Origin of the sequence: Pseudactinotalea sp. Z1748 (genome assembly GCF_049725185.1) — a bacterium.
Taxonomy (GTDB): domain Bacteria; phylum Actinomycetota; class Actinomycetes; order Actinomycetales; family Beutenbergiaceae; genus CALKWS01.
Genome location: NZ_JBMPQB010000003.1, coordinates 1 through 20,697, shown reverse-complemented (window position 1 = coordinate 20,697; position 20,697 = coordinate 1). Strand labels below are relative to the sequence as shown.

Here is a 20,697-nt window from a genome sequence, read left to right as displayed (position 1 = left end):
AGTGGGCGACCCCGTCCAGTCGGCTCAGCGGATCACAGCGTGCAGGAGATGCACTCACTCTCGGTTCCGGCCAGGGCCTGCTGCCGCAGGCGCACGTAGTACAGGGTCTTGATTCCCTTGCGCCAGGCGTAGATGTAGGCACGGTTCAGGTCACGAGTGGTGACGGTGTCAGGGAAGAACAGCGTCAGGGACAAGCCCTGGTCCACGTGCTGGGTAGCAGCGGCGTAGGTGTCGATGATCTTCTCGTACCCCACCTGGTAGGCATCGGAGTAGTACGGCAGGGTCTGCTCCGACAGGTACGGCGCCGGGTAATAAACCCGGCCGATCTTGCCTTCCTTGCGTATCTCCACCGGCGCGGCCACCGGATGAATCGACGACGTGGAGTGATTGATGTAGGAGATCGACCCCGTGGGCGGCACCGCCTGCAAATAGGCGTTGTAGATGCCGTGGGCCATCACCGAGGCCTTCAACTCCCGCCAGTCATCGACCGTGGGGATGCGCACCCCCGCATCGGCGAACAACTGACGGACCCGCTCGGTCGCCGGCTCCCAGGTCTGCTCGATGTACTTATCGAAGTACGCACCGGAGGCGTACTTGGAGTCGGCGAACCCCTCGAAGACCTCACCCTTGTCGATGGCCAGCCGGTTCGATGCTGCAATCGCGTGGAAGGCCACGGTGTAGAAGTACATGTTGGTGAAGTCGAGGCCCTCATCGGACCCGTAGTGGATGCGCTCCCGGGCCAGGTACCCGTGCAGGTTCATCTGCCCCAACCCGATCGCGTGCGACGCATCGTTCCCGCGACGAACCGACGGCACGGAGTCGATGGTGGTCATCTCTGAGACCGCGGTCAGAGTGCGCACCGCCGTGTCTACCGTGGCGCCAAGGTTCCCGCCGTCCATGGCCTTGGCGATGTTCAGCGACCCCAGGTTGCAGGAGATGTCGCGGCCCACCTGCTCATAGGACAGGTCGGCGTTGAACGTTGAGGGGGTGGACACCTGGATCACCTCGGAGCAGTTTCCAGTAGCAATCCCGTTGAAGATGACGCTGTGCCCGTTCTCAACGGTCACGTCGTAGACATCCTCAACGCCGTCGAACTCAATCGAGGCCACCGTGGCCACCCAGCCATGGCGGGCCTTGACGCGCCGCTTCGGGGTGCAGCCGTCGATGACGTCGCGGTGCTGAGTTGTCCAGTCAACGATCTGGTCCAGCCTCTCCCGAGACTCCAAGTCGGAGACGATCAACCGCCACGACGCAGACCGGTTCCACATCTTGGTGCCGCCGTTGCCATCCGAGAGCATGGCTTGGTCAGCCTCAGGGTTCACCACATGGATTCGTGAGTAGATACCGAACTCCAGCAGTAGCACCTGCAGCCTCCCCAGCAAGTCTCGGCCGGTGGAGGTGATAGATGCACACCAGTGGTTCCCACCCGGCGTAGCCCACACCGAACCGTCCATCTGCATCAGACCGCTGATGAACGACTTGCGGGTTTCCGCGTCGCCCTCCATGACGAACTCGGGCACCTGCAACTTTGAGTCCCTGGTCACCCCGTAGTGAGCCAGCACCTTGGCCAGGGCTGCGGAGTAGAGCCGAGACAGGTCCTGGTCGTCGTGGTGGGTGAACCTGGGCAGTTCGCCGTTGCGAGGCCCCACGAGTTCCCCGTGAGCGGCGATAACCTGAGCGATCTCTTCCTCCAGCTGTGCGGTGAACTGACGCTTGGCGCCATAGATCGGCAAGTTCACTATCGAGTGGTTTTCGCTGCGCTCACTAATCGAGCCGTCTGCAGCGACCACGCCGGCGACGTGCGCCAGGGCCGGCTGGTGGATATTCCCATGCACTCCTTCACCCGACTGGATGAGGAGCTTGTCGCCAGGGATCACTTCGGCAAGCGGGATCTTGACGACCTCGCCGTGCCGTTCGACGTACATCTTGTGCCAGAGCGTTCCACGCAGGCTGAAGCCCTCGGCCGTGGTGACCTTATACACCTCGGCATCCTGAGCGGTCATGAACATCCTGGTGGACTTCTCCACGCTGGTTCCCGTCTTTTCGATGTCCATGTCACGGGCACGGGTGTCTACCAGGACCTCGAAGTCCTCCTGGGTTTTGTACAGGTCGTCAAGTCGGCGGTAGCCCCTGGTGGTGTTGATGCGCACGTCCCCGGTCTGGCATAGGTTGCTCATGGAAATTCGCCCGGCGATCGGGTTCGCCTCATTCACGGTGTCCTCGAAGACCAGGTAGGGGTAGCCGGACTCGAACTGAATCTCTGCCAGGGTCTGGAAGAAGCCGCGGGCCTTGATCTTGGTCTTGCGGATGCGCTTGTCGCCCACCATCTCGTCGTACTTTTCCGACACCGAGATCTCGGTCATCGCCCGCCCGTAGACGCGCTCGATGTCGTAGGGGGAGAACAGGTACATGTCCTCGTTGCGCCGGGCCAATTCGAAGGTGATGTCGGGGACCACCACACCCAAGGACAGGGTCTTGATGCGAATCTTCTCGTCGGCGTTCTCCCGTTTGGTGTCCAGGAAGCGCATGATGTCGGGGTGGTGGGCATGCAGGTACACCGCTCCCGCGCCCTGGCGGGCTCCGAGCTGGTTGGCGTAGGAGAAGGAGTCCTCCAGCAGTTTCATCACCGGGATGATCCCGGAGGACTGGTTTTCGATCTTCTTGATCGGGGCGCCCGCTTCGCGGATGTTGGTCAGGGACAGGCCCACTCCCCCGCCGCGTTTGGACAGTTGCAGGGAGGAGTTGATCGCGCGGGCGATGGACTCCATGTTGTCCTCAACCCGTAGGAGGAAGCAGTTGTGGACGACGTTTCCTGCGGCGGAGTAGGTGTGATTCCCATCGACTTCAAGGTTGAAGACCTTGTTGGTACCCGGTTCGTGGTTGATGCTCTTCACCCTGTAGGTGGGCTGACCGTCCACAAAGCGGTACTGCGTTGCGATTCCGGAGGAAGGTGTGAAGCGCTCGATGTTCTTTCCGACCTCCCGGATGAACTGCTCATTTGCTCCGGGAAGGCCACGAACCGTGACCTGCCCGGTGGGGTTGCCTGCGGCGTTTGCATACTCGCGGAAGACCGGGAGGATGCCAAGGCCGAGGGCGATCTGGCGCACTTGGCGCACAAGATCCACATTCACCAGGTCAAGAATCAGCCCGGTGCCCCAGGTGCACCCGTCCCCGCGGAACAGCCCGACAAGCAGGCCACGCCGGAACTCATCGGGACCGGTAGCGACCGAGGCGGGCAGCCACTTGCGATTGTGTCCGGTTCCGACCAGGGAGTTGACGAAGGCCCCGACGATCGTCGAGTTGACGTTGACCGTCGTTGAGCCGTCAGCGCGCACGTGCTGCCTGGCGCTCACTCCGAAAATGCCCGAAGTGAGGGCCTTAGTGTCCTCGATAAGGTGATGGTCGGCACTGTTGAAGGTGAAGACCACACCGCTAAACGCACCGTTGTTGGTGCGGCGGGCGACATGGCCTTCAGCGAGGTAATACCCGAGCCAGCGGCCGAAGTCGTAGTTGAACTTGACCTGATCGTGCACCGGGACGGTCTGGTTGGATGAGTCGTCGCCCTTCGCGCGATTCCTCTTAGCGTCGGTGGTGATGCGCACGACGTCACCCTTACGAACCTCGAAATCCAGTCCAAGGCCGCCGGTTTCACGCACGCTGACCACTTCCTGCCGGTCGGTCTGCAGCAGGCGGGCCTGCACGACCTCATCGCCCACCCGGACGTCCTTCGCAGCGGCCCAGAACAGGTTGGCCGTGGCACCGTCCCCGTCGATGATGACGTCAGGGCGCAGCCCCTTAGGGCGGAAGATGAGTACCGGGTGTTCGGGCGTGCACCGCAGTGGCTGAGATCCGACCACGTCGATCTGGATGATGCCGGTATCGTCGATGCGGCTCATCACGTCGGTGACAGCCTGGTGACGACCGTTGTGGCTAAGGACCTGATCTCCTGGCCGGATGTCGCGGATGGCACGCCGCCCCAGAGGGGTGTCAATCAGGGTGTCGCCCTCGAAGCAGGACACGAACTCCCCGCGCTGCTTCTTGCCGGCGTTCAGGAACGTGGGCGTGGCCGGCTGGAACCGGCCGGTGATGATCTCATCGATCACACGGGAGGCCATGTCAGCGTCCCCGCGGGCCAGGGCCAGGGCCACCATGACCACGCGGTCCTCGAAGCGCTCCAGGTACCGGTTCCCGTCGAAGGTCTTCAGCGTGTAGGAGGTGTAATACTTCAGCGCCCCAAGGAATGAGGCGAAGCGGAACTTGTGGCCGTAGGCCTGCTTGAACAGGTCCTTGATGGTCTCGAAGTCGTAGGCCTCCAGCACCTGCGCCTCGTAGTAGTCGTTCTCCACCAGGTAGTCGAGTTTCTCGGCCAGGGTGTGGAAGAAGACGGTGTTCTGGTTGACGTGGTCCAGGAAGTACCGGCGGGTGGCTTCCTTGTCGGCGTCCAACTGCATATGGCCGTGCCCGTCGTACAGGTTCAGCAGCGCGTTCAGGGCGTGATAGTCCAGCCCTTGATACTTGGCGGGGGCGGCCGGCTTGGTCTGGTCAGGCGTAAGCGTGGTCAAGGGTCTTCTCCAATGCGTGATGGACCGCGTCGATGTCTTCGGGGGTGCCGAGCAGTTCGAAGCGGTGCAGGTGTGGGACGCCCAACTTGCGGGCGATGATGTCTCCGGCGAGGCAGTAGCCGGGTCCGAAGTTGGTGTTTCCGGCCGCTACCACCCCGCGGCACAGGGAGCGGTTGTGGGCGTCGTTCAGGAACTTGATGACCTGCTTGGGCACCGCTCCCCGGGGTGTGCCATGTCCGTAGGTGGGGGTGATGAGGACGTACTCGTCAGTGCCCACGTGCAGGAACGGCTCGGTGGGCCGAAGCGGAATGCGCTCGGCCTGCACGTCGAGCCGCTGCACGAACCTGTGGGTGTTGTTGGATACCGAGGAGAAGTAGATGACCCGCGCCATGGTCACTCAGGCCGCCGCGGGCACCAGGTCGTTGGCCTGGGCCAGTGCCTTGATCTTGTCCGGGCGGAACCCCGACCAGGAATCGTCGCCTGCGAATACCACCGGTGCTTGGACGAACCCGAGTTCCTTCACCCGGGCCAGAGCTTGGGCGTCGGCGGACATGTCCACCACCTCATAGGGAAGTCCGCGCTTGGTCAGTTCGCGGGTGGTGGCGGTGCACTGGGTGCAGGCGGGCTTGCTATAGACGGTGATCATCGTGCTTCCTTCTTTCTCAGGTTCGGTAGGTGTCAGTTGCCCGTCGTCGGGTGAGGGGAACTGGTGTGTGTGCGGGTGGGTGACCGGCAGCCGGTAACACTCGGCGCGTCTTGGCGATCGCCCTGGTGTCCGTGAAGGTGGTCTCCTGTAACTGGTGCCTCCGGCAGCAGGGATCAGGACCAGGGCGGCCAGATAGCCAAGCAGGCGGCCCGGACCGCTGCACGGTGGTGGCTCTGGGGCGATTCGGTCAAAGGGCATAGGTCTTCTAGCCCGCCCGCCCAATGCCAGTGCGCCGGCCGGTTGCGCTCTAGCCCGGGGCCTTCGTTTCGCCCGGACGCACCCGGTTCGAAAGGACTAGCGCACCCCATCTGCGCATGGGTCTAGGTAGGCCCGAGCCGAAGGAGAAACATATGGGAACCGTCGATTTTGTCAGCGCCTGGAACAACCTGTGGACCCCGATCCGGTCCGCCGTGGGCGGGCAGTTCATCACCATCCTCGCCGTCATCGGCGTAGCCCTGATCGTCCTCAGCCTGTTCCAGTTCTTCTGGCAGCGGCGCCGTGGCGGAGGTATGAACGGGCTGGGCAGCCTGACCATGCCCCTGATCCTGGGGGCGCTCCTGGTCGCACCGGACGTACTGGTGCCGACCTTCCTGTGGTGCGCCCAGGGGGTGGTCAACGTGTTCGTGGCCCTGGCCAGCACCCTGACCACCGGCTGACCGCCCAGTGGCACCGATCCGCCTAGCCCACTAGCCACCCGGAAGGGAGGTAAGCCCTGATGTCTGAGGACGCCGTGCGAGCCCCGCACCTGTTTACGCTGACCAAGATCACTGGCCGTCGTCGCACCGACGACAGGACCATCATCGTGAGTTCCTTCGAGTTCAACAGGCGCCAGTTCAACGTCTTCCTTACAGGGCTCGGGCCCACAGTGCTCATTGCCGGCATCGCCGCCACCATCATCGGCATCTACGCGCTGCTGGTGGCGGTGGTGGTGATGGTGGGTTGGTTCATCCTCGTTGAGCGGCGCTCCAAGAGCGGGTTGCGTACCCGTACCTGGCAGACCCTGCTGGACAAGCGCCGCACCCTGGCGGGCAAGTTCATCCAGTCCGGTGTAGTTATCACCGATGACTTCTTCGACCACTACCAGGTGGTGCACTCGGCGGTTCCGCTCAGCCGGGTCTCCCTGGCCCAAGAGGCCACCGAAGTGCTCGCCGGCTCCGACGGCCCCGCCCTTGTCGGCCAGCCTGCCGCACCCCAGCCCGCGCAGGTTCCTGCTCGTCGGCGCCGCAGTAAGCGCAACCCCGAACCGGACGTTGCGGCGACTTCGCCGGGCTACGACCTCGACGACATTCTCCCCGGAGGGTCCTCTTGATTGCTGCGCCCACCACTGTCCCACTGAGCAGGCACCTGGTGCGACTGCTCGTGCTCGCCATCCTCCTGGTGGGCATCTTCGTGGGCTCGGCCGCTGGGGCTACGGCCACCCCCGACCAGATCGACGACTCGCCATCACCTCAGGACCAAGGCACACCGGCATGCCCGAGTGGGACCTCCGAGTGGAGCATCGGGCAGGACAACTTCCTGCCGGTGAACCGGTGGAGCGGGGAGACCTCAAGTTTCCACTCCCGCACCGCCGGCGGGCTGTCGCTGGACATCTTCGGCAAGGTTCAACGTGACATCGGTGCAGGCACGCTGCTGTCGTTTGGCGACATGCTCTGGGCGGGCACCTCAGGAATCGCCACCTTCGCCACCGGGTTCTGCGCCCTGGACTCCTTCGGGCACACCGTCGACCGGATGGGCGCCACCCTGGGCACCGCGCTGCTGCACCCTTCCGGCGGGGGACTGCTGGTGACCGGTCTGCTGGTGATGGGGGTACTCGGCTCGGTGGTGTCCTCCTACCGGCGCACCGGTCAGGCAGCCTGGCGCGAGCTGGTCTCCAAGGTGCTCGTTGTTGGCCTGTTCGCCGTGATGCTCAACGGCGCCTCCAACACCACAGAGGAGCGCTTCGGCCAGTTCTCCCCCGGATGGATGATCTCCACCCTCAACGGGGTAGTGACGGTGGTTGCTTCAACCCCGGCAACGGCCCTGAGCATCGGAGACATCACCGGTGAGCAAGGACCTGAGGAGGCCAGCGGCGATGCCATGTCCTGCGAGAGGTATGTCAGCGAGTTGCGCCAGCGGTACTGGAGCACCTATGGGCACTACGGGCCTGCGGCATCCATGCCGCTTGTGCTGAACAACATCTGGGAGTCTACCGGGCTGGAGGCTTGGAAGTCTGCCCAGTTTGGCCACAACGAACATGCCGACTGGGTCTATTGCCGGATGCTGGATGACTTCGCCGACGTCCGGGTGGGTGAGTTGGGTCCGGCGGGCTCGGGACGCCTAAACGTGATGAATGCCTACTGGGGTAACTCGATGCCCGAGCCGAACCCGGATGCGATCGCGTGGCTGCCGGTCAGTGACAAGACCCGGGACGTGTCCATCATCGGGTGGGCCGTGTGCGAACCGGACGGCAGTGGCGGCTGGCGGTACCGCTCCGCGGCCACAGGTGATGGCGACAGCGACTACGGGCTCCTGAGCAACCGCGGAAACGATGTGCTGGATGAACCCAACCACGGCACCGGGGACGAAGACGGTGGCAAGGCGTGCGGCGGATGGTGGGAGCAGCCCGCCGTCGCCGGTCCCGGTGGCTTCAACGACGGGTCCTCAATCCTCAACTGGCGACCGGACCAGGAAAGCATCATCGCCAGCACCGATGGTGATGACCGCGACTTCCTGCTGACGTTGCACTCCAACAAAGCCGGGAACTCCACGATGATAGCCGTGGGCTACCTACTGTCGTCACTGGCCATGTTCGCAGTCTTCGGGTTCCTGTCGGTGGCAATCATCGTCACCAAGTTGCTCATGGTAGTCATGGTCATCTCCGTGTTCGCACTCCTGGCGATCTCACTGATTCCCGGGGTGAGCGCCGGGCGGCAGTTGGCTGGTTTCACCTCCAAGTTGCTGGGGATCATTCTGCTGTCGGCTGGGGCCACCTTGATCTTCTCCCTGGTGGGCGCTTTCACTCGGATGATGATCATGTTGGGTGAGACTGGCTTTACCCGGGGTTCGGTGGTGCACATCCTGTGGTCGGGAGCGGCACCCGTTGCTGCCATCTTCGCCCTGTCCTACGTCTTCACCAAGGTGCTCAAAGTGCCCAACCCGATGTCCCTGAGGGGGGCAATGGCATGGAGCAGCGCAGCCGGGGCCGTCGGAGGCGCCGTTGGTGGTGCTGTGGGCGGAAGCATGGCCGGCAACCGCATCAGCAACGCCCTGCGCGGTGGCGCACGGCGCGTGGGTGGCGACGCGGTGGACTCTGCGGTGCACAAGGCCACCGGCGGCCGGCTGGGCCGCCCAGGCGGTGGGCAGCGGCGCGGGATGGACCCGTTGCGTCGTCGCCACGACCGCCGCGGTAAGGCGTTCAACACCTCAGCCGCAGGTGCAGCAGGTGCCGGCACACCTGAGGGCGAGGAGCAGACCGGCAAGGGCGGCAAGAAGAGTCATGGCCTGAGCGCCCACCAGCGCGCCGAGGGTCGCCGTAATCGGGACCAGGAAATCCTCGATGAGCTCGGCATCAGCCGTGATGCCGATACCGCGACGAAGAAGCAGGCATTGAAGGCTCATCGCAAGCAGCAGGTGAAGGAGGCCCGCGAACTCACCGGTGAGCAGTGGCGGGCCCGCAACGGTGACTCGGTGCGCTCGGCGATCGACACGCGCCGCTCTAAGGACGCCGCCGCGATGAAGCCCACCTCGGGCAAGCCGCTGCGTAGGGCTACTTTGAAGCCGCGCCACATCGCCGGCGGTGCCAAGGACGTGGCCGCGGACCGCCTGAAGGATGCTAGGGACTCCTTCAAGGCGGCCCCGCTGACCAGCATCGGCCGGGGCGCGAAGAAGACCGTGAAGACTGCCGCGAAGGTCGGCGGGGTGGGCCTAGCTGCAGCAGCACTGGGTCCGGCTCTGCCATTCGCTGCCGCAGGCGTTGGTGGCCTCATGGCGGCCAACAGGGTCCGCAAGACCCAGAAGTACGACCGTCTCACCGGTAACCGCCGCGCCCTGCAGGCACTGTCCGACCACAAGGCAGCCGAGCAGTCCCAGGACCGCGGTGGCCTTGAGCCGGCGCCTGCGCCGGGCAGTGGAGATTCCTCCGACGGCAGTGAGGGTGATGGCACGCCACCGACTGCCGGAGGTGGCACACCACCGCCACCCCCGCCCACAGCCGGGGGCAACCAGCCACCACCACCAGCATCTGGCGGTGGTGGCACCCCGGGTGGTCCGGACAGGACAGCCGCACCTGGGCACACCACCTCAGACAGGACAAACGCCCCCAGGCAGCCTGAAGGAACCCCTGCACCCAGGGTGCAGCGCCAGTCGGTGATCAACCGGCAAAGCGGTGCCCAGAAGCCTGCCGACATCGGCGCCAAGAAGCAGGCACCAGGCGGGGACGGAGATCATAGGGCGTCGCCCAACCCAACTCCCAGTCCCAACCATGAGACCAGCGCGCCAGGAGAGCCATTACGATGACCGGATCTGCCACTATCAACCGCCATCCAGTGGGACGACCTGAAGGTGGGCAGTTCACTGGGCTGGCCAAGCCGGGAGCCGAAGTGTCACTGGATCTGAGCGATGAGGCGTACAACGCCGACGGCACCTACCTCTTCCCGCCCATCCCGCGTTCTGTGGAGCAGCACATCGCGTTCTGGGAGAAGGTGCCGATCCATGATGAGGTGATGTCCAACGTCGCGGTGCAGTACAAGCACAACCGCGAGGAGCAGGTCACGCAGGCCTGTGAGCGCGCAGCCGAGGCATGGAAGGAAGAGAACCCCGACCCCACCCTGCCCCACATGCCGCGCATCAAGGACAAGGACTACCACCGGGTGGTACAGACCTGGAAGGACAAGGGCCGGGCCGTATGGGACGAGACCGAGGCACGTGAGCAGGCGGCCCGGCCGGCCGGAATCCCCCACACGCACATGCGGACCATCCTGCGCGCCCACGGCATGACGCACTACGCCCACGTCATCGGCGATGAGGCGGTCGATCAGGTTGTACAGCATGAACTGCCCTGGAACGCCGACGAGACCGCAAGTGTGGGATGGATCAACGACACCTACCGGCTTTGGGAGATTGGCGATGAGACCCGCACCCCGATGCGGTGAGCACGAGGAGGCACACATGAAGAGGACCGCTCAACTGGCAACCCTGGCCGCCGGTGCAGCACTGCTGCTGACCGCGTGCGGGCACCCCCGATGTGGAGGTCGACACCTCATCCGCTGAAAGTGTCGCTGCCGGAATCATCGTCCTGGCCGCACACGAGCAGTTCGAGCAAGCGTGTGAGCACGCCAGCAACGACTTCGAGGACTGCCTCGCCGACCTGGAGGCTGCTCACACCCGGTGGGCTGCTGACGCCGGCTACCCCTCGCGCCTGGAGCAGGCCAGGGGGGTCACTGCCGAGGACTTCTGGCCGACCAACGCTGGCCTGACGGAACTGGACAACCTCCCAGGCTTTTCCTACGACGGTACCCACTGGAAGCCCACCTACAGCGACGACAGCGACGGGCCCATCCAATTGAGCACCTACTATCTCGGAGACGCAAGCCGCTGATTCATTAGCCACCCGGCTCTGCCGGGTCGTAGAACCACCGCATTTCGCCCCGTTTTCTGGGGCAGGTGATCGGTAGTCGCACCTGATGGTGGGGCCTGAAATCGCCCGGACACATCTGGGTCATGAGCACCCAGAACCCGGTTCAGCCACGCCAACCCAGTGGTATCCCGATCGGGGGTCAGTGGGCCGAGAAGGCACTGGCCTCCTCCGGCCTGACCCTGGACGGCGCTGTGGCCCGTATCGACGGGGACCTGTTCCCCGCACGCCGGGAGCAGTTGGCCGCCGGCGGGTATGTGCCCGCAGTCGCCGCTGAGGCCGTTGTCTCCCCTACCACCACGGCCCGGGGTGATGACTGGTGGGACACCCACTTCGTGCAGGCTGAGTACAACGCCGAGGACGGCGGGTACGCCCAGATGCCCGATGACTACACCCCGGCGATGACCTCGGGCCATGCGATGTCGGGGCACCGGCGCACCCACCGCATGGCCTACTCCGCCGGCGGTGTGGCCGTACGGATGCCTTCACGCACCGCGATCAACCGGTTCGCCACCGAGAACAAGGGCAACACCTTCGACGTGCCCGTATCAGCCTCCCTGCCCTCCGGGGATGTGCAGGGGTGGGTGCGGGTGACCAAGGTCGGCCCCGGACGCTGGGAGACCAGCGGGGTGGGCTTCACCGGGGACGCCGAAGTTGGTGTGGCTGAAGCGGTCGGTGCCACCCTGGAGGGCCGTTCATCTGCGATGAAACCGCAGTCGTTCAACGACCTCATTGAGCGGCGCAAGCAGCGCATCGCCGAGCAGGGCTTTGAAATGAGCGAGGTGACCAGCACCTGGATCGAGTCCGTCGGGTATGACAAGAACAGCGGCGTGCTGGCCACGCTGACCTCCGCGGGCCGCATGTACGGGCACAAGGTGCCGCACAAGACCTTCGACGCCCTGAGCCAGTCCCGCTCCCCCGGTGCGCTGTTCAACAAACTCGTCAAGGGCAATGAGCGCACCGAAGTACACCGTTGTGGTGACTGTGGGCGTTACACCACCGCCGGCGCGGCCCACACGTGCCCCGCCGGCCACAAGGCCCCCACCGGGCAGGTGGACACCCACGCTCAGGCGGCAATGGCGCGCGCCACCCGCGTGGCCGCAGCCGCTCGCCCGTCCAGCCCCACCCCTGGCCAGCCAGCACCAGCCCCGGAGCAGATGCCCGACCCAGGTTCGCAATTCGGACCGGCCGGGCACATCTTCGACCCCGATGCCAAGCAGATGGACCTGAAGCAGTGGCTGACCGACGCCGGTGACCGCGATCTCCGTGAACCGGGCGACAACGGCATGTACGGCGACCGCGGGTGGACCCAGAACGTGGCTGAAGACCTGCAGCGCTTCACCTCCAGCACGTACAACAGGTACGCCTACTCCGACGCACTGAGTCCCACGATGCCCGCGATCAGCAACGGTGACATGGGTATCGCCCGTTTCAGTGGTGTGGACGGCCAGGCAGCAACATCCCTGGCAAGCAAACTGCCTGAAGGTGCCGGTAAGGACCGGCAGAACAACGGCCCGTCGTTGAACGTTATGCTCGCCAGCGCCGCACAGAACCCCGGCACCGTCGAGTTGTCCGGGTATGTGGTGGGCCAGGACCGCACCGATGAGCGCGTCAGTGTCGATGGGGTCCTCATCTTCGATGCCGAGTTGACCAGGACCGAAGACCCGGTGGCTGCGATGCACGCCGCCAAGAACGTGTACGGACTGGTTGACGCTAAGCGCCGCCCAGATGAGATTCACCTGGTGGACGTCCCTTGGCGTCCCGGGCAGAAGGCTTGGAGACTCTGGTGGGACTGAGGAGCAACCGAGAGGAACAGGTACGCCAGCCCTCTGGGCGGCCTACCGGTGGGCAGTTCGCTGAGCACGCCAAGTCCTCCTCTGGGCTCACCCTGAAGGCGGCCGGTGAGCAGGCTGATGGCAGGCTATTGGAGTTCGATGGTCCTGACGGGGCTGCCTACGAGGTGACCAACCTGGAAAATGACCTGTACGCCCTGAGCCGCGATGGCGATCAGGTTGGATACTTCATCCACTCCGATGACCCTGAAGACCATCAGACCATTGAAGTCGCCGCAAGGGGGCTCTTCCCGATCCGCCGGCGCGGAACCCCGGGGCAGGCACGTGCCCGGGCGTTGGCCAAAGAGTTGACCCAGGCCCGTAGGCGCGGGCAGCGCCCTGACGCCGACCGAGCCTTGCTGTCCGATACCGACATGTCCGGTGCGGACCTGCGGGGCGGGGACTTCTCAGTGACTGTGCTGGACCGCGCCAAACTGGTCGGGTCCGACCTTCGCGATGCCGACCTTGGTTCCGCGTCGATGTACCGGGCTGACCTGACGCGGGCGAAACTGGGCGGGGCGGACCTGACCGATGCGCAACTGACCAGCGCCACCATGGTCGAAGCGGACCTGGAAGGCGCCAACCTCACCAATGTGCACCTGGCCGGGGCTGACCTTCGCCGGGCCAACCTGCGTGGCACCACACTGAGCGGTGTTGACCTGGTGGGTGTGGACTTTCGCGGTTCGGACATGTGCGGGGCGAATCTGGAAGGCGCCCTCATCGACGGCAACGAGGTGGATGACCAGGGCGGACTGGGCGCGCTACCCGAAATTGATGCTGGTCTGACCCGCAGCGAAGTCGCAACCAAGACCGACTTCATTGGCCGAGCAGCCGGTGCCTGCATCAACTGCTGGGTTTGGCCGATCTGGTGTAGGTTCCGCCGCATCTTGTCCACAGTGCACGACGCCGACCTGCGACGTGACAAGTTCGCCGCGTGGATGACGTCCAGGCTAAGTTGTCCGGATCCTTGGCTGATCCCGAGGCGAGCGGGCAAGGCCGCACTCAACTCCTGACGTGCGCCCGGCTCGCATGAAAGTGCAAGGTCGAGGATGACTATTCGCCATCGGCTGAGGACCGCCCGGCCGGTCGAGCCGTAGCGGTCGATGGGACGCACAGGCGCATGGTCACACATCCGCACACATTCGTTCCCTTCTCGGTCGTGTCCCGCAGAGGGGTCTCAGCGAGAATCTTCAACGGGCGGGGGTTACGGGATGGCCGGACGGACGCGTGCACGCTGGCCTGCGCTGTTCCCGTTTGGGGTTCCCTTTGTGGGACTCGCGAGCCCTTCTAGTCGGCGTGGCGGCCGCTCAGTGCTGCGGCGGGATGTGGAAGTCGATGGCGTTGTCGCGCACGGTACCGTTCTCATCGCCGACGGTGGCGATGGTGTATGGATCCAGGTTGATCGTGTCCCCCGCGTATAGCGGCATCTGACCGGCGGGATCCAGCATCGAGGTGGGTTCGCCGCGGCGGATGGCGTTGATCCACTCGAGGTAGGGGTAGTGGTCGATGCAGAAGCGAGCGGCGATGGCGGTCATGGTGTCACCGGGTGCGGCAACGTAGGCGACCGGCTGGCCGTCCTCGTTATCAATCGCCTCGCCAGTCGCGCCGGTGATCGGGCCGACGTCGCGCAACTCCGAGTACCAGTACCCGAAGACGCGGTCCTCGTTGTCGTTGGACCGTGGCTCCAGACTGGGCAGGCCCTCGCAGCCTTCCCCGGCTCGCTCCGGCACCATCGCCTTGCCGTCGTTGACGACGTAGTACCCCTCAGGAACGTCCTCGAACGCCGAGGACGGCGGGTCGGTCGTGGTGTCTGTGCCGGCAGATGGCCGGGGTGTGTCGCTATCCGGGCTCGGCGGGGGCGAGTCAGTCGCGCCAGCATCCTCAGTGACCGACACCGGCGTGGTCGTCGACGACGGTCCCTCCGTGGATGACGGCGCCTCCGTGGAACTGCACGCCGTCACCACCGTGAGTGACAGGACCACGGCTGCCAGGCCGCAGGTACGGCCCAACTGACGTCCCCGGGCGGTCACGACATGCCTCATCCGCCGGTGAAGACGTTGATCGCCACGGGAGCGCCGAGGTCGTCACAGGCGGCACCGAGGACGCCCTTAACGTCATACCACTCCTGGGAGCGCACACCGGCCGGCTCATACCCTGCTCCGGCCGGAATGGCGGGCGCGATCTCCTGCAGTTGGGCGATCGCAGTGTGGACGGCGCTGTCCCCAGTGGAAGACAGGCGATCGAGAGTGCGGGTCGCGAGCCGGTACCAACCCTCATGCTCCTGCGCCTCCATGCGGCCGTCCGCCAGACCGAGGTCGGCGTTCTCCACGATGGTCAACACATCGCCGAAGGCGGTGCAGATTGCGGCGCTATCCATGCCTTGGTCCGCTCCAGGCGCGGCTGCGTCAGATTCCTGCCTGACGTCCTGCGTCGCCCCGCTCTGCTCTGCTTGAGCGTCGCCATCAGCGCTGCACCCGCTTACCACCACAGTGCCGAGCACCGCCGCCGAAACCACAACCCTTTGCCTAACCCGCATCCCTGCACGCGCCTAACGTCGACACCTGATGGGTCGAGACTACGGTCTAAGAGCCATCGACGTGCGGGGAAGAGCAATGGGACCGGCGAGTCCTGGGTAGTTCCTGCAATTCGCGCCTCAGCTGCGTGGTCGGCAATGCTGTACGCATGGAGTACGTGTCCAGGGCGCCGCGGCCGCCGCTCGACGGCCTGGTCCACGACATCTACTACCTGGCGGGCGAGCCGCCGTACCCCCGGTTGACGCTGCCGGCGGCGCCGGCGCCGCTGCTCATCGTGAATCTCGGGGCGCCGTTTCACATCCGTGCGGGCAACGCCGTCGAGGCGGCAGAGTACGCCGACGGCTGTGTGGTCAGCACGCCCACCCGTGCGTGGGACTTCAGCTACCCGATTTCCAGCCGGTCGGTCGGCGTGCACTTCAAGGCGTGGGGGCTGGCACCGTTCCTGCCGATGGCCGCAGACGAGTTGCGCGACCGGCCGGCGACCATCGAGCAGGTGTGGGGCCGGCCCACCATCACCGAGTTGCGAGACCAGCTGGCTGCAGTGGCCGAACCCGACCAGATGCTGACCCTGCTCGAGGCGGCGCTGACGCGTCAGTTGCGGGATATCCCCGGGCTGGATCTGGTTCGCCATGCGAGCGCCGCCATCGCGGCGACCGGTGGGACGGTGCCGATCGGCGATCTCATCGTGGCGAGAGGTGTCAGCAGCACCCTTCTGGCACGACGTTTCAAGCAGGTCATCGGCGTCACGCCGAAGCGGCTGGCCCGAGCCCACCGCTTCTCCACCACCGTGCTCGCCCTCGATCCCGCCGACCCGATCGACTGGGCAGACTTCGCCGCTCGCGCCGGCTATTTCGACCAGGCGCACTTCGCTCACGAGTTCCGAGAGTTCACCGGCTTCACGCCGACCCGGTACGTCGAGGTCCGGAGGCGTTTCCTGCGCGAGCATCCCGGCCACGTGCTCGACGGCTGGCCGTTGCCGGCCGATTGAATTCTTACAAGAGCGAGCAACTCGACGCGCGCAGACTGCAGGGACAGATCCCCCCATCGAAGGAGTCCCCATGAGCAAGGTAGTCATGTACGCGTCGGTGTCGGTCGACGGCTTCATCGCAGCCGAGAACGACGACCCCGGGCCGTTGTTCGAGTGGCTGGTCAGCGGTGAGGTGGCGCTGGATGAGAGCGGCGTGTTGAAGGTGTCGCAGGCGTCTTACGACTACGTCCGCCCCTACTGGGACGAGCTTGCGGTGACGATCGCCGGGCGCCACGTCTTCGACATCACCGACGGCTGGGACGGGCCGCCGCCGGCTGGGGTTGACCACGTCGTCGTCGTCAGCCACCGCCCGCCCCCCGAGGGTTGGGACCCAAGGCCGCCGTTCCACTTCGTCGACGGTATCGAGGCAGCGGTGGCCAAGGCGCGGGACCTCGCGGGTGACCGCACCGTCGAGGTCGCGGCCGGAGACGTCGGCGGCCAGTTCCTCGCCGCGGGCTTTGTTGACGAGGTGCGCATGGACGTGGTCCCCGTCGTGCTCGGCTCGGGCAAGCGCTTCTTCGGGTCGGTCGATGTTCAGCACCTGTTGGACGATCCCGACCTGATCATTCAGGGCAACCGAGTGCTCCACCTGCGCTATGGCGTACGCCGGCTGCCGAACTGAGTACGTCACGTGCATTCGTAGAGGCCGAGAACCCCAGCCTGCCATGTCCGGATGTCCCGCGGCCGGATCCGCCTGCGGAACGTTGACCTATCAGCAGGCTCGTTGAAACTGGACGCGCGTCACTGCGCCGGAACAAGATCTCGGCTGGGCGCGCATATCAGTCTGCGTGTCCCGCAGTATGAATCTGCTCCTGATCGAGGTCGACGGAGGAGCCGTCAGCCAGGTGCAGCCGTAGGGTGATGTCCCGCGCGTCAGATATCCATGAAGGCACCCAGGCTGCCAGAATTCCATCGTCGATGCTGGCATGCACGGGTTCAGGTGTGCCGGGCACGTGCAACTCAGCACCTTGGACCAGATGGCCGGATCGGGCACTGATGAAGACCAAGTGCTCCCCGTCGTGTTCGCTGTTCGTCAGGACTGCTGCACTGATCCCATCTGGCTCCGGCTCGTCGTAGTTGCCGACGTGCATGAGCGAGCCGGAGTACGCGGTTGGGTCCTCAAGGTCACCCTCAAATAGGCAGCCCGCGCGAGCAGAGGCAGAGTGCAGCACCACGTAGGTGAACACCCCGCGATGTTCGACGATTTCCGCATCGCTGCTGCCGGGCACCGCAGTGGGACTGCCAGAGGCACTTTCAGCCGCTGCATTGACCTCGCCCATCAACATACTGCAGGCTTCGGCGGCGGCGGAACTAACATCAGCGCTAGCTGGCGTGGGCACTGCGGTCCACGTGGCATAGGCATCGTCACCGGTCAGCCCGGGGACGAAGACCAGCGCGCCAACTACCGCCGCGGCGGCTGCACCTGCCAGCAGCAGGATGCGCCTGGAGCCTTGGCGCCGGATGGTGGCAGGCTCAACCGGGTGCGCCATGATCTGCTCGGCAAGTCGTTGCGCTTCGGGTCGCTTGTGCGCAGCCGAATCGGCAGGTCCGGCCGGATCAATGCGCCTGAGTTCATCGAGGTACGTCATAACTGCTCCTCAGAATGGGTGTGGGGGCTGAGTGGGGTCGATGCATCCCAACTCGTAGTCGGCGACGGGCCCGATGCAGTCGGACACGGAAGGCACGTGCCGTGATGGACAGGACCGAGGCGGCTTGGGCCGAGGTCAAGCCTTCCCACACGACCAGTGCCAGGACCTCCTGGTCCTCTGGGCTCAGTCGGGAGAATGCGCGGGAGAGGTCGATGCGGGTGTCTGCTGCTTCGAACTCGTCCTCGGACGGAACATCTGAGGGCTCCCACGCCACCAAGCGGGCATCCTTGCGGCGTTGGTTGGCCATGAGGTTATGCGCCACGGTGAACAGCCAGGCCCTGCCTTCACCCTCACCGAGCGGGACCTGCTCCAGCGACCGCCAGGCAACCAGGTAGGTCTCGGCAACAACGTCATCACCCTCACGGATTCGCCGCCGGACGAACCGCGTGAGGTCGTCAAAACTGGCATCGAACAAGGCCTGAAAGCGTTGCTCGCGCGAGCCATCGGGCACGTCAACTCCTCCCTCGGACGGACTTACCCTGTACATGTCCCCAGGACCGTAAGTGTTACCCACCATCGCCCAACGGCACGGTGGCTCCCTCCGTTGTTCAGTGTTCGTGCGGGAGCCCGGTTACCAACCGCTGCAAGCAAGATAGATATCTATCGACTTTCGATCGAACGCTAGTTACGCTCGAGGGCATGAGTAATCGCTTCGTCGTCGTTGCCCTGCAAGCCATGCTGGTGGCTGCCCTGGTCGTCATCGCTGCGGTCCAACTAGTTGGCCTGCCTTGGCTGTCTGGGGTGGTGGCGCGCGATCTGCCAGATGAGGCCCATATGCGCTGGCCCATCCTGACGCTGGCGATCTTGGGTCTGATCTGTGTCCAGGTCGGCATCATCTGCACCTTGCGGCTACTGGGGTTTGTCCGAAGCGGTGAGGTATTCTCAACCCGCGCCTTCGGCTGGGTCGACGGAATCATTGGAGCCTTCCTCGGCAGCAGCCTCGTCTGCATGGCGACGATCGCCTACCAGTCAGCGACTGTAGCGGGCCCGCCGCTGTGGGGCCTGATGTTGATCGGTGGTGCCCTGACAGGCTTGGGGCTTGCTCTGCTGATGACAGTTATGCGCACACTTTTAGTCCGTGCCACCACGCTCAAAAGCGAAATGGATGTAGTCATCTGATGGCCATCGTCGTTCGCATCGATGTTGAACTGGCCAAGAAGAAGATGCCGGTGGCTGAGTTCGCCGAACGAGTAGGGATCACCCCGGCGAACGTCGCAGTCCTGAAAAACGGTCGGGCGAAGGCGATCCGGTTCAGCACCCTAGCGGCGATGTGCGAAGTACTCGACTGCCAACCGGGTGACCTCCTGGAATGGGTAGCCGACGGCGACCCTGAGTGACAACCCTCGCGCCAAACAATGCACGCGAGCGGAGTTGTGTCGTAGGGCCCAGTGGCAGATGCGCCCCGGGGACTGCTCGCTGTGTTCGCGAGCGGCAAAGGATGCCCCTCGTAGGTCTCATCGAATTCGTCTCGTAAGCGGAACGTCAACCGGGATGTCAGTTTGTGAAGTCCGCGATCGGTGCGAAGTCGGAACGGACGGACGCCGACCTGCAGCGGCGACAGGACCTCGCCACATAACCGCCAAGCAACATTTCGTCCGTTCGAATGGAGGATGCAGCGGGGTGCACCCTAATGGGACGGGCCTCGTTCTGAGCCGGTGGACAACGGCGAGCGTGATGAGATCTCCAGGAGGTCGAGTGGGGCGAGTTCGTTCGCCTGGACCTCCGGAAGGGTCTGCAGGAGCGGATAGAAGTGTGGATCGCTGAGATGGCCATCGAACATCACCGGAACTCCGGCTGCCTCCTCGAGGACTTTGGCCATGCACGCAGCGACAGCCCGTCGAGCACCTGGGTGCTTCGGTACCAGGGCCTCGGTGATGGCCTCGAGTTCGGTGTCGTTTGACGTGCCGAAGACGAAGCACGCGGCGACCAGGCCCCCTTCGATGAGGCTCAGGGTCGAGCGCTCGGTATTGAGTTCCTCGGCGATCATGGGTCCAAACTCGGCGAGAAGCGCCGATCGTTCGGCGGTTGGCGACCATGAGGCATGCACGACCTCATAGAGGCGCGTCCACGCGTCGTTGAGGTTCTCGTTCGTCCACCCAGAGGCAGATTCAACCGGTGCATTATGGTTGGCCTCACACCAGGCCTGGAGTGATTCCGATCCAGTGGACACGAGTTCGGCTGGGCAGTGCTGGTACCGGATTCCTCCCACCGAGAGCACCGCGGCCTGCTCTCGACTGCACGGCCGCGTTTTGATGGACATCGGTAGGCCACCAACGTCCACGAGCGCATCGAGAAGGCCGCTCGGCCCTGTCCTGGGTAGCTGAAGCCACGCGATTTCTCGTGTCGGGTGCACGCGGTTCGGACATCGCATTGCCGCACCCACGATCTGATCGCCCGCCAACTCCACGAACGAGTGACCGTTCGGCCGCCAGCCGTCCGGCTTCAGCCACGGTACGTGGGCCTGGGCCAGGTCCTCAAGGGTCGTCCGTCGGATCACTGAAGCAACGATCCCAGACTCACCCCAATGCGTACAGTTCGCTTGGCCCTGGGGCGTTTTAACTCCGACCGCCCGCCACAGGTCTGTGGCGCAGGGTGTACCCCAACGCGAGGCCGGCTCCTCAACCTGCTGCCGCGCTCCCTACCGGTGAAGGATCCTCATGCGGGTGCTCAACCGGGTCGATGGAGTGCTCATCGCGACTCGGGTTGTGATCCTTACACTCCTACTTATGGACCTTCTAGACCTGGGGCGGATCATTGTCGGGTTGGTGCTGCTGGT

Annotated in this window: 18 protein-coding genes and 3 pseudogenes; 11 read left to right on the top strand and 10 right to left on the bottom strand. The window is 64.7% G+C overall.

Annotated features, from left to right (window positions below):
* Window positions 1-32: 32 nt before the first annotated feature.
* From ACO0LU_RS07430 to nrdH, 5 genes and pseudogenes are all read right to left on the bottom strand, one after another.
* Window positions 33-2,798, bottom strand: a pseudogene (locus tag ACO0LU_RS07430) (LAGLIDADG family homing endonuclease); the annotation flags it as partial.
* Between the two features lie 24 nt (window positions 2,799-2,822).
* Window positions 2,823-3,896 (bottom strand): annotated as a pseudogene (locus ACO0LU_RS07425) (LAGLIDADG family homing endonuclease); the annotation flags it as partial.
* Between the two features lie 111 nt (window positions 3,897-4,007).
* Window positions 4,008-4,562 (bottom strand): annotated as a pseudogene (locus ACO0LU_RS07420) (ribonucleotide reductase N-terminal alpha domain-containing protein); the annotation flags it as partial.
* Window positions 4,543-4,953 (bottom strand): class Ib ribonucleoside-diphosphate reductase assembly flavoprotein NrdI, encoded by a 411-nt coding sequence (nrdI, locus tag ACO0LU_RS07415; protein WP_424790777.1) that lies wholly within the window; start codon window positions 4,951-4,953, stop codon window positions 4,543-4,545. The gene nrdI and the pseudogene ACO0LU_RS07420, both read right to left, overlap by 20 nt.
* 6 nt (window positions 4,954-4,959) lie before the next feature.
* The gene (gene nrdH, locus ACO0LU_RS07410; RefSeq protein ID WP_424790776.1) at window positions 4,960-5,208 is read right to left on the bottom strand and encodes a glutaredoxin-like protein NrdH; all 249 of its coding nucleotides are present in this window, start codon (window positions 5,206-5,208) and stop codon (window positions 4,960-4,962) included.
* A 410-nt stretch (window positions 5,209-5,618) separates the two neighbouring features.
* On the opposite strand from nrdH, the gene ACO0LU_RS07405 reads away from it, so the two are divergent.
* The 7 genes from ACO0LU_RS07405 to ACO0LU_RS07375 all read left to right on the top strand — a co-directional run bounded on the left by ACO0LU_RS07405 (window position 5,619) and on the right by ACO0LU_RS07375 (window position 13,724).
* Window positions 5,619-5,924, top strand: coding sequence for a hypothetical protein (locus ACO0LU_RS07405; RefSeq protein ID WP_424790775.1), 306 nt, complete (start codon window positions 5,619-5,621; stop codon window positions 5,922-5,924).
* A 59-nt stretch (window positions 5,925-5,983) separates the two neighbouring features.
* On the top strand, window positions 5,984-6,577 hold the full coding sequence (locus ACO0LU_RS07400; RefSeq protein ID WP_424790774.1) for a hypothetical protein: 594 nt from the start codon (window positions 5,984-5,986) through the stop codon (window positions 6,575-6,577).
* 38 nt (window positions 6,578-6,615) lie between these two features.
* Complete coding sequence (locus ACO0LU_RS07395; RefSeq protein WP_424790773.1) at window positions 6,616-9,762, top strand: tripartite tricarboxylate transporter TctB family protein; 3,147 nt, start codon at window positions 6,616-6,618, stop codon at window positions 9,760-9,762.
* A gap of 29 nt (window positions 9,763-9,791) precedes the next feature.
* Entirely contained in the window at window positions 9,792-10,397 is a 606-nt protein-coding gene (locus ACO0LU_RS07390; RefSeq protein WP_424790772.1) for a hypothetical protein, read from the top strand.
* Between the two features lie 92 nt (window positions 10,398-10,489).
* Window positions 10,490-10,843: a hypothetical protein gene (locus ACO0LU_RS07385; protein ID WP_424790771.1), complete on the top strand. Its 354-nt coding sequence runs from the start codon at window positions 10,490-10,492 to the stop codon at window positions 10,841-10,843.
* Window positions 10,844-10,965: 122 nt separating this feature from the next.
* Entirely contained in the window at window positions 10,966-12,675 is a 1,710-nt protein-coding gene (locus tag ACO0LU_RS07380; RefSeq protein WP_424790770.1) for a hypothetical protein, read from the top strand.
* Complete coding sequence (locus tag ACO0LU_RS07375) at window positions 12,666-13,724, top strand: pentapeptide repeat-containing protein (RefSeq protein WP_424790769.1); 1,059 nt, start codon at window positions 12,666-12,668, stop codon at window positions 13,722-13,724. Before ACO0LU_RS07380 ends, ACO0LU_RS07375 begins: the two co-directional genes overlap by 10 nt.
* Before the next feature lie 294 nt (window positions 13,725-14,018).
* On the opposite strand, the gene ACO0LU_RS07370 is transcribed toward ACO0LU_RS07375, so the two are convergent.
* Window positions 14,019-14,606, bottom strand: a complete 588-nt coding sequence (locus ACO0LU_RS07370; protein WP_424790768.1) for a hypothetical protein — start codon at window positions 14,604-14,606, stop codon at window positions 14,019-14,021.
* A gap of 143 nt (window positions 14,607-14,749) precedes the next feature.
* Complete coding sequence (locus ACO0LU_RS07365; RefSeq protein ID WP_424790767.1) at window positions 14,750-15,088, bottom strand: hypothetical protein; 339 nt, start codon at window positions 15,086-15,088, stop codon at window positions 14,750-14,752.
* A gap of 305 nt (window positions 15,089-15,393) precedes the next feature.
* On the opposite strand from ACO0LU_RS07365, the gene ACO0LU_RS07360 reads away from it, so the two are divergent.
* Together ACO0LU_RS07360 and ACO0LU_RS07355 are read left to right on the top strand one after the other, a co-directional pair.
* Window positions 15,394-16,233, top strand: coding sequence for a helix-turn-helix domain-containing protein (locus tag ACO0LU_RS07360; protein WP_424790766.1), 840 nt, complete (start codon window positions 15,394-15,396; stop codon window positions 16,231-16,233).
* Between the two features lie 70 nt (window positions 16,234-16,303).
* Window positions 16,304-16,894, top strand: coding sequence for a dihydrofolate reductase family protein (locus tag ACO0LU_RS07355; protein ID WP_424790765.1), 591 nt, complete (start codon window positions 16,304-16,306; stop codon window positions 16,892-16,894).
* A gap of 157 nt (window positions 16,895-17,051) precedes the next feature.
* Here the strand turns inward: ACO0LU_RS07355 and ACO0LU_RS07350 are convergent, their stop codons facing one another.
* On the bottom strand, window positions 17,052-17,861 hold the full coding sequence (locus tag ACO0LU_RS07350; RefSeq protein WP_424790764.1) for a hypothetical protein: 810 nt from the start codon (window positions 17,859-17,861) through the stop codon (window positions 17,052-17,054).
* A complete protein-coding gene (locus ACO0LU_RS07345) occupies window positions 17,845-18,372 on the bottom strand; it encodes an RNA polymerase sigma factor (protein WP_424790763.1) in 528 nt (175 codons plus the stop codon). Before ACO0LU_RS07345 ends, ACO0LU_RS07350 begins: the two co-directional genes overlap by 17 nt.
* Before the next feature lie 188 nt (window positions 18,373-18,560).
* Here ACO0LU_RS07345 and ACO0LU_RS07340 point away from each other — a divergent pair, with 188 nt between their 5' ends.
* Window positions 18,561-19,040 (top strand): DUF2975 domain-containing protein, encoded by a 480-nt coding sequence (locus ACO0LU_RS07340; protein ID WP_424790762.1) that lies wholly within the window; start codon window positions 18,561-18,563, stop codon window positions 19,038-19,040.
* Window positions 19,040-19,258 (top strand): helix-turn-helix domain-containing protein, encoded by a 219-nt coding sequence (locus tag ACO0LU_RS07335; protein WP_424790761.1) that lies wholly within the window; start codon window positions 19,040-19,042, stop codon window positions 19,256-19,258. Before ACO0LU_RS07340 ends, ACO0LU_RS07335 begins: the two co-directional genes overlap by 1 nt.
* Before the next feature lie 290 nt (window positions 19,259-19,548).
* On the opposite strand, the gene ACO0LU_RS07330 is transcribed toward ACO0LU_RS07335, so the two are convergent.
* Entirely contained in the window at window positions 19,549-19,908 is a 360-nt protein-coding gene (locus ACO0LU_RS07330) for a hypothetical protein (protein WP_424790760.1), read from the bottom strand.
* Window positions 19,909-20,697 lie beyond the last annotated feature (789 nt).

Excerpts from the sequence above, each read along its gene's own strand:
- nrdI (WP_424790777.1), bottom strand. The coding sequence starts at position 4,953 with ATGGCGCGGGTCATCTACTTCTCCTCGGTATCCAACAACACCCACAGG.
- nrdH (WP_424790776.1), bottom strand. The coding sequence starts at position 5,208 with ATGATCACCGTCTATAGCAAGCCCGCCTGCACCCAGTGCACCGCCACC.
- ACO0LU_RS07405 (WP_424790775.1), top strand. The coding sequence starts at position 5,619 with ATGGGAACCGTCGATTTTGTCAGCGCCTGGAACAACCTGTGGACCCCG.
- ACO0LU_RS07400 (WP_424790774.1), top strand. The coding sequence starts at position 5,984 with ATGTCTGAGGACGCCGTGCGAGCCCCGCACCTGTTTACGCTGACCAAG.
- ACO0LU_RS07380 (WP_424790770.1), top strand. The coding sequence starts at position 10,966 with ATGAGCACCCAGAACCCGGTTCAGCCACGCCAACCCAGTGGTATCCCG.
- ACO0LU_RS07365 (WP_424790767.1), bottom strand. The coding sequence starts at position 15,088 with ATGGATAGCGCCGCAATCTGCACCGCCTTCGGCGATGTGTTGACCATC.
- ACO0LU_RS07360 (WP_424790766.1), top strand. The coding sequence starts at position 15,394 with ATGGAGTACGTGTCCAGGGCGCCGCGGCCGCCGCTCGACGGCCTGGTC.
- ACO0LU_RS07355 (WP_424790765.1), top strand. The coding sequence starts at position 16,304 with ATGAGCAAGGTAGTCATGTACGCGTCGGTGTCGGTCGACGGCTTCATC.
- ACO0LU_RS07350 (WP_424790764.1), bottom strand. The coding sequence starts at position 17,861 with ATGACGTACCTCGATGAACTCAGGCGCATTGATCCGGCCGGACCTGCC.
- ACO0LU_RS07340 (WP_424790762.1), top strand. The coding sequence starts at position 18,561 with ATGAGTAATCGCTTCGTCGTCGTTGCCCTGCAAGCCATGCTGGTGGCT.
- ACO0LU_RS07335 (WP_424790761.1), top strand. The coding sequence starts at position 19,040 with ATGGCCATCGTCGTTCGCATCGATGTTGAACTGGCCAAGAAGAAGATG.
- ACO0LU_RS07330 (WP_424790760.1), bottom strand. The coding sequence starts at position 19,908 with ATGATCGCCGAGGAACTCAATACCGAGCGCTCGACCCTGAGCCTCATC.